Origin of the sequence: Arthrobacter mobilis (assembly GCF_012395835.1) — a bacterium.
GTDB lineage: Bacteria > Actinomycetota > Actinomycetes > Actinomycetales > Micrococcaceae > Crystallibacter > Crystallibacter mobilis.
Genome location: NZ_JAAZSQ010000084.1, coordinates 1 through 772, shown reverse-complemented (window position 1 = coordinate 772; position 772 = coordinate 1). Strand labels below are relative to the sequence as shown.

The window sequence follows — 772 nt, the reverse complement described above, 5'->3', positions numbered from 1 at the left end:
CCGCCGTTTACCGGGGCTTCGATCAAGAGCTTCTCCTTACGGATAACCCCATCAATTAACCTTCCGGCACCGGGCAGGCGTCACACCGTATACGTCCACTTTCGTGTTTGCACAGTGCTGTGTTTTTAATAAACAGTTGCAGCCAGCTGGTATCTTCGACTGGTCTCAGCTCCATCCGCAGGGACTTCACCTACACACCAGCGTGCCTTCTCCCGAAGTTACGGCACCATTTTGCCTAGTTCCTTCACCCGAGTTCTCTCAAGCGCCTTGGTATTCTCTACCTGACCACCTGTGTCGGTTTGGGGTACGATTTGATGTTACCTGATGCTTAGAGGCTTTTCCTGGAAGCAGGGCATTTGTTACTTCAGCACCGTAGTGCCTCGTCATCACACCTCAGCCTTGATTATCCGGATTTGCCTGGATAACCAGCCTACATGCTTAAACCGGGACAACCGTCGCCCGGCTAACATAGCCTTCTCCGTCCCCCCTTCGCAGTAACACCAAGTACAGGAATATTAACCTGTTTCCCATCGACTACGCCTTTCGGCCTCGCCTTAGGGGTCGACTCACCCTGCCCCGATTAACGTTGGACAGGAACCCTTGGTCTTCCGGCGAGCGGGCTTTTCACCCGCTTTATCGTTACTTATGTCAGCATTCGCACTTCTGATACCTCCAGCATGCCTCACAGCACACCTTCGCAGGCTTACAGAACGCTCCCCTACCCAACAACACATAGTGTCGCTGCCGCAGCTTCGGTGCATGGTTTAGCCCC

The 772-nt window shown here is 53.6% G+C and carries 1 rRNA gene; it reads right to left on the bottom strand.

The features are described 5' to 3' along the window. A 23S ribosomal RNA gene (locus HGG74_RS20965) occupies window positions 1-772 on the bottom strand; the annotation flags it as partial.